We start from the raw sequence: 6,371 nt of genomic DNA, 5'->3' as shown, positions 1-6,371 counted from the left end.
GACGCGGCGCGGCCCGGCTCGCCCATCGACGTGCGTGCCGGCGCGCCGGTCACGGGCGCCGCGGCAAGGGCTGCACCGGCGGCCCCCGCGGCCTGGGGCATGGGCGGTTCGGCCAGCGTGCCGCCCGCGAGCAACGGCGTGAATGCCGCCATGCGCAGCAGCGCCATCGAGAAACCGGTGTATTCGTCGGGCGCGAGCCCCAGTTCGCCGCGTGCGCGCGTGGCAATCTGGTAATAGAGTTGCACGGCCTCGGGCGACAATGCCTCGGCCAGACGCCGTACGTCCGCCGCTTCCGGCCAGTCGTCGGAGACGGCCTGGGGTGCGTACTGAGCCAGCGCAATTTTGTGCAGAAGACTGCCGAGGTCCTGAAGGCCGGCGGCGAACGAGAAACTGCGCTCGGCCATTTCGTCGGCGATCGCCAGCAAGTCGGTACGCGATTCATCCTTGAGCGCGTCGAGCAGCCGCACGAGCACACTCTGATCGATGGCGCCAAGCATGCCGCGTACCGCGGTCTCGGTCAGCGGCCCCGCCGCATAGGCGATGGCCTGATCGGTGAGCGAGAGCGCGTCGCGCATGCTGCCGCCCGCCGCCTTGGCGAGCAGGCGCAGCGCCTGCGGCTCGCTCTCGATGCCTTCTTCGCCCAGGATATTCGTGAGGTGCGACACGATATGCCCGGCAGGCATCTGCTTCAGGTTGAATTGCAGACAGCGCGAGAGCACGGTGACCGGGATCTTTTGCGGATCGGTCGTCGCCAGGATGAACTTGACGTGGGCGGGCGGTTCCTCGAGCGTCTTGAGCATCGCGTTGAATGCGTGCCCCGTGAGCATGTGCACTTCGTCGATCATGTAGACCTTGAAGCGGGCATCCGCGGGCGCGTAGACCGCTTTTTCGAGCAGCGACGTCATTTCATCGACGCCACGGTTCGATGCCGCATCCATTTCGACGTAATCGACGAAACGACCCTCGTCGATCGCGCGGCAGGCCTTGCACACGCCACACGGCTCGGCCGTGATCCCCGTCTCGCAATTGAGCGCCTTGGCCAGAATACGCGAGAGCGTCGTCTTGCCGACGCCGCGCGTGCCGGTAAACAAATAGGCGTGATGCAGACGCTGTTGCTCGAGCGCGTGCGTCAACGCACGCACGACATGCTCCTGGCCCACCAGGGTCGAGAAGCCTTTGGGGCGCCATTTGCGCGCGAGTACTTGATAGGTCATGCCAAATTGTAACAGTTCGGCGTTGAGCACCCGCACCGATATCCTGCCTCAGCCGGTCGTCCGGCCCCCGCCCCAAGGCAACCGCTATCGGTGCGATAGAAAAAAATGTTGCGCGATTCTACCAAGGGCGTCCCGGGTACGCGACACGTCGGCGGACGCCCATCGTCGCGCGCGTGCCTCCGGCCCGTGCGGGCAGCGAGGCGCACCGTCCGCATGCCCGATAGCGGGATGACAGCAGCGAATTCAAGCCAAGGTATCGGAGGGGGAAGCGTGCGCAGAACGCGCTGATAACATCGACAAAACAAGGAGGTAGGTGACGAGCCTGACCCTCGGCACTGGTAGAAAACGGCTGTGGCTGCTTCGTTCCCGACCTGACCAGATTGGCCGCGCCACCATGCGAGGAGGCCCGTCAGAGAAAGATTCTACCAGAGTCGACGCGCCAACAGAAGCCCCATTCCGCCAGAAGGTGCGCCCGTACGCCGCCCTACTCCGGGCGGGGGCCGTGGGCGGACGCGCGCAAGCGTTTGCGATTTCCGCTAAGATGAGCACAAACTGCATTGGCGGGCGCTATTGAAGCCCGCGACTGCAGCCTCCATATGGGGAATGCACGCCCGGAAGGTCGGGTGACATCTCCAGCGTCGGCGAGAGCGAGGGGCTTTCGCCGCACGTTTCCGAATAGTCAGACGAGGCAACAATACTCATGAGCGAAGCCATCAAACACATCTCCGACGCCAGCTTCGACGCGGAGGTTCTGAATTCCGACAAGCCGGTGCTTCTCGACTTCTGGGCAGAGTGGTGCGGCCCGTGCAAGATGATCGCCCCGATCCTGGAAGAGGTCACGAAGGAATACGGCGACAAGGTTCAGATCGCCAAGATGAACGTCGACGACAACCAGGCCACGCCGGCCAAGTTCGGCATCCGCGGCATTCCCACGCTGATCCTGTTCAAGAATGGCGCCGTCGCCGCTCAGAAGGTCGGCGCCCTGTCGAAGTCGCAACTGACCGCGTTCCTCGACGGCAATCTGTAATCCGCCGCCGGTGGCAGTACACGCCGGGGCCTTTGTCGCCACAGTGCGACACCCCGGCGGCGCGCAGGCAGGACAGTGCTTGCGCGCCGCGCTGCTTGCTATATAATCCGGCGAAAAGCATCTCAAAGTTCTTCGAGCGTTCGCTCACTTTTCCCTGATCCTTCACTTGTCGTCCGACGGACGGCACCTCCGTATGCATTTATCCGAACTAAAGTCCCAGCACGTCTCCGAGCTGCTTGAAATGGCGAACGGTCTCGAGATCGAGAACGCGAACCGCCTTCGCAAGCAGGAGCTGATGTTCGCCATTCTGAAGAAGCGCGCAAAGTCCGGCGAAACCATCTTTGGCGACGGTACGCTCGAGGTGCTGCCGGACGGCTTCGGTTTCCTGCGTTCGCCCGAAACGTCGTATCTCGCGAGCACGGACGATATCTATATCAGCCCGTCGCAGATTCGTCGCTTCAACCTGCATACCGGAGACACGATCGAAGGTGAAGTGCGCACGCCCAAGGACGGCGAGCGTTATTTCGCGCTGGTAAAGGTCGACAAAGTCAACGGCCACCCGCCCGAGGCCTCGAAACATAAGATCATGTTCGAGAACCTCACGCCGCTGCATCCGAACAAGCCGCTGCTGCTCGAGCGCGACATTCGCGGCGAGGAAAACGTCACGGGCCGCATCATCGACATGATCGCCCCGATCGGCAAGGGCCAGCGCGGCCTGCTGGTCGCCTCGCCGAAGTCGGGCAAGACGGTCATGCTGCAGCACATCGCCCACGCCATCACCGCCAATCATCCGGAAGCCAAGCTCTTCGTGCTGCTCATCGACGAGCGCCCGGAAGAAGTGACGGAAATGCAGCGCTCGGTGCGCGGGGAAGTGATCGCGTCGACGTTCGACGAACCCGCCACGCGTCACGTGCAAGTCGCCGAAATGGTGATCGAGAAGGCCAAGCGCCTGATCGAAATGAAGGAAGACGTGGTGATTCTGCTCGACTCGATCACGCGTCTGGCCCGCGCCTACAACACCGTGATCCCGGCATCGGGCAAGGTGCTCACCGGTGGCGTGGACGCCAACGCCCTGCAGCGCCCGAAGCGCTTCTTCGGCGCGGCGCGCAACGTCGAGGAAGGCGGTTCGCTCACGATCATCGCCACGGCCCTGATCGAAACCGGCAGCCGCATGGACGACGTGATCTATGAAGAATTCAAGGGCACCGGCAACATGGAAGTGCACCTCGAGCGCCGCCTCGCGGAAAAGCGCGTCTACCCGGCAATCAACCTGAACAAGTCGGGCACGCGTCGCGAAGAGTTGCTGATCAAGCCCGAGATCCTCCAGAAGATCTGGGTGCTGCGCAAGCTCATCTACGACATGGACGAGGCCGAGGCAATGGAATTCCTGCTTGGCAAGATCAAGCAGACGAAGAACAACGCCGAGTTCTTCGACCTGATGCGCCGCGGCGGCTGATCCTGACGACAACGCCCCGAAGCATCAAGAGAGAAAGCCGCGACCCTGTCGCGGCTTTTTCATTGCGCCGCCCCCCCTACCGGCGGCGCCAACCGCCGCCCACACGTATCGTGTCGGCCGCCCCCCCCCGCCCTTCACACACTGCGCGGTTCGGGCTGTCACGATGACTGTTATATGATGGGACGTACCGTGCGCAGGCCGCCGGCACGCCTCCCCCTGCCGTTCCCGAAGGAGAAATGCAATGTCCGAGCAAGACGATTTGATGACGGAAGCCTTTGCCCACCTCGAAGCTGGCGACCCGGAGTCGGCGCTGGAGATCGGCAAGAAGCTCGAGTCGATGCGGTACTCGGGCGCCTACGAGGTGCAGGCGATGGCCTATGCCGACATGGACGAAATGGAGCAGGCGGTTGCGGTGCTTGAAGCCGGCGTCGCCCATGCGCCGGGCGTCTGGCTGCTGTGGCAACTGCTTGGCAACTATCGCTCCGACCTGGGGCGTTTCCCCGAAGCGATCGAGGCCTACGAGGCCGCCGCCAACTGCGCCCCCGACGAAGACCTCGTGATCGTCGACTTCAATCACGCCAACGCGCTGGCACGACACGGCGACCTGCCCGCCGCACAGAAACGTCTCGATCGGGTGCTGGAGAGTCCGCATCTCGCTCAGGCGGGGCGGGCATTCATCGAAAACGCCATGACATTGCGCATGCATTTGTTCAATGCGCAAGGCGAGCCGAAGGCCGCCATCGCGACCTACGAAGCCCTGCACAAGCAGGAGCATGACGAGGAAGGCAGCAACGTGTCGATGGCCGACGTGCTGGCCGAATTGTCGCTGGCTTACAAGCAGTCGGGCGACAATGCGAAGGCGCTCGCCCATGCGCTCGAGGCCGTGCAGTTGTACAAATGGAGCGAGACCGCCCTGTGGGCGCTGCGCGCGGCACGCGAGGCGCAATCGGACACCGCGCACATGATGCATCTGATCGTCGAAGGCGAGTGGTTCGAGCCGCTCGAGGACGAGGACCCCGACGGCCCGCCGCCGTCGTTCGTGACCACGTACGACGTCGTTGCCGACGACGAGGCCGAGGCGCGTCGCCTGATCGCCGAGTGTGAGCCGCCGCAGGTGCGCGCATCGCTGCGCGTGGTGGAAACGCACCCTATCGAGCACGATCCGGAAGCGCCCACGCCGTACAAAGGTGTCTACGCCACGGGCGACTACCACATGTACCAGCCTGGCGACGATATCGACTGACCGATGACGGACGCGCCGCCGGACGACGATAACGCGCGCGGGACACAAATGCCAAGCGGGCACCGGATCATCTCCGGTGCCCGCTTCGTTTCGATGCCGGCATCCCGCCATCGGCATGCCGGGGACGTCCGGGGACGCCAACGCCCTCGCGCCCGGTGCGCCGCGCTGTTTACTTGTAGCCCGCGCGATCGAGGATACGCTGCGCTTCGGGCAAGTTCCTGGCGATGGTGCCGATGGACACGTCTTCCGCCTTGAACTCGCCCAGCGCCGCGAGCGCCGGGTTGTCGAGCTTGGTCGTCGGCACGGCGGGCCACTCGTTGTTGCCGTTGGCGAAATACTGCTGCGCCTCGTCGCTGGCGAGATACTCGAGGAATTTGACGGCGTTCGCGTGATTCGGCGCGTGCTTGGCAATGCCCGCCCCCGCCACGTTCACGTGCGTACCCTTGCCGGCCTGGTCCGGCCAGATGAAGCCGACCTTCGACATCAGCGCCTTGTCCTCGGGCTTGTCCGAACGCGCCATGCGCACGTAGTAATACGAGTTCGCGAGCGCCACACCGCACTCACCGGTGGCCACTGCCTTGATTTGATCCGTATCGCCCCCCCTCGGCGCGCGCGCGAAATTCGCCACCATGCCCTCCGCCCACTTTTGCGTGGCCTGCGCACCGTCGCGTGCGATGAGCGCGCCGACGAGCGACAGCATGTAAGGGTGCGAGCCCGAGCGCGTGCAAACCTGCCCCTTGTGCGACGGATCGGCCAGCGAGGCGTACGTCTGGACCGTCTTCGGGTCTACCTTGTCCTTGTTGTAGACGATCACACGCGCCCGGGTCGAAAAGCCATACCAGTCGGTGCCAGCCTTCGACGTCGCGGCATGCAGCTTGGCCGGAATGCGAGCATCGAGCGTTGCCGACTTCGTCGGCTGGAACAGACCCGCTTCGTCCGCCTTGGCCAGACGCGCCGCGTCGACCATCAGGATCACGTCGGCCGGGCTCTTGGCGCCTTCGCTCTTCAAACGCTCGAGCAGCGCAGCGTCGTCTGCCTCGATGCGGTTGATCTTGATGCCAGTCTGCTTGGTGAACGTGCCGTAGAGCTGCTCATCGGTCTGGTAATGGCGCGCCGAGTAGAGGTTCAACACCTTCGTTTCCGCTTGCACGGTGAACGCAGTACATGCTGCGGCGCCAAGCACCGTCAGTCGCGCCAGTTTGCCGATCGTCTTCGCCTTCATGGGCCATTCCCCGCAGTCGTGGTTTCGTAGAGAGGAACAGCATAATGAAAAACTTCAACAAACGCAAATGATTCCCATTATTGTTAGCCAGGATATCCGGCATCCCGCCAAAATCGGTCGAGCGTGTAGGGGCAGGCAATCCTCCGGGAATGGGGGAGCCCGTGACGACGGCGATCGAGTCATCGACGCCAGGAAGGTGCGGCAATTCA

The 6,371-nt window shown here is 63.6% G+C and carries 5 protein-coding genes and 1 other RNA gene; 3 read left to right on the top strand and 3 right to left on the bottom strand.

Annotated elements, in window-relative coordinates:
• Positions 1–1,214, bottom strand: a 1,214-nt coding sequence (gene dnaX, locus PMO31116_RS22905; RefSeq protein ID WP_150568713.1) for a DNA polymerase III subunit gamma/tau, incomplete at its 3' end; no start/stop codon positions are given.
• Positions 1,215–1,526: 312 nt separating this feature from the next.
• Positions 1,527–1,625, bottom strand: an RNA gene (ffs, locus tag PMO31116_RS22900) — signal recognition particle sRNA small type.
• 289 nt (positions 1,626–1,914) lie between these two features.
• On the opposite strand from ffs, the gene trxA reads away from it, so the two are divergent.
• From trxA to PMO31116_RS22885, 3 genes are all read left to right on the top strand, one after another.
• Entirely contained in the window at positions 1,915–2,241 is a 327-nt protein-coding gene (gene trxA / locus PMO31116_RS22895) for a thioredoxin TrxA (protein ID WP_150568712.1), read from the top strand.
• A gap of 193 nt (positions 2,242–2,434) precedes the next feature.
• Positions 2,435–3,697 carry a transcription termination factor Rho gene (gene rho, locus PMO31116_RS22890; RefSeq protein WP_023596554.1) on the top strand — a complete coding sequence of 421 codons (1,263 nt, stop codon included), beginning with the start codon at positions 2,435–2,437 and terminating at the stop codon, positions 3,695–3,697.
• 241 nt (positions 3,698–3,938) lie between these two features.
• The gene (locus PMO31116_RS22885; protein WP_150568711.1) at positions 3,939–4,940 is read left to right on the top strand and encodes a tetratricopeptide repeat protein; all 1,002 of its coding nucleotides are present in this window, start codon (positions 3,939–3,941) and stop codon (positions 4,938–4,940) included.
• Between the two features lie 169 nt (positions 4,941–5,109).
• Here PMO31116_RS22885 and PMO31116_RS22880 read toward each other — a convergent pair whose 3' ends face one another.
• Positions 5,110–6,162 (bottom strand): extracellular solute-binding protein, encoded by a 1,053-nt coding sequence (locus PMO31116_RS22880; protein ID WP_150568710.1) that lies wholly within the window; start codon positions 6,160–6,162, stop codon positions 5,110–5,112.
• Positions 6,163–6,371 lie beyond the last annotated feature (209 nt).

The organism is Pandoraea morbifera (genome assembly GCF_902459575.1).
GTDB lineage: Bacteria > Pseudomonadota > Gammaproteobacteria > Burkholderiales > Burkholderiaceae > Pandoraea > Pandoraea morbifera.
Note: the sequence above shows the minus strand (reverse complement) of the source record. Positions and strands in the feature narration are given on the sequence as shown.

Excerpts from the sequence above, each read along its gene's own strand:
- trxA (WP_150568712.1), top strand. The coding sequence starts at position 1,915 with ATGAGCGAAGCCATCAAACACATCTCCGACGCCAGCTTCGACGCGGAG.
- rho (WP_023596554.1), top strand. The coding sequence starts at position 2,435 with ATGCATTTATCCGAACTAAAGTCCCAGCACGTCTCCGAGCTGCTTGAA.
- PMO31116_RS22885 (WP_150568711.1), top strand. The coding sequence starts at position 3,939 with ATGTCCGAGCAAGACGATTTGATGACGGAAGCCTTTGCCCACCTCGAA.
- PMO31116_RS22880 (WP_150568710.1), bottom strand. The coding sequence starts at position 6,162 with ATGAAGGCGAAGACGATCGGCAAACTGGCGCGACTGACGGTGCTTGGC.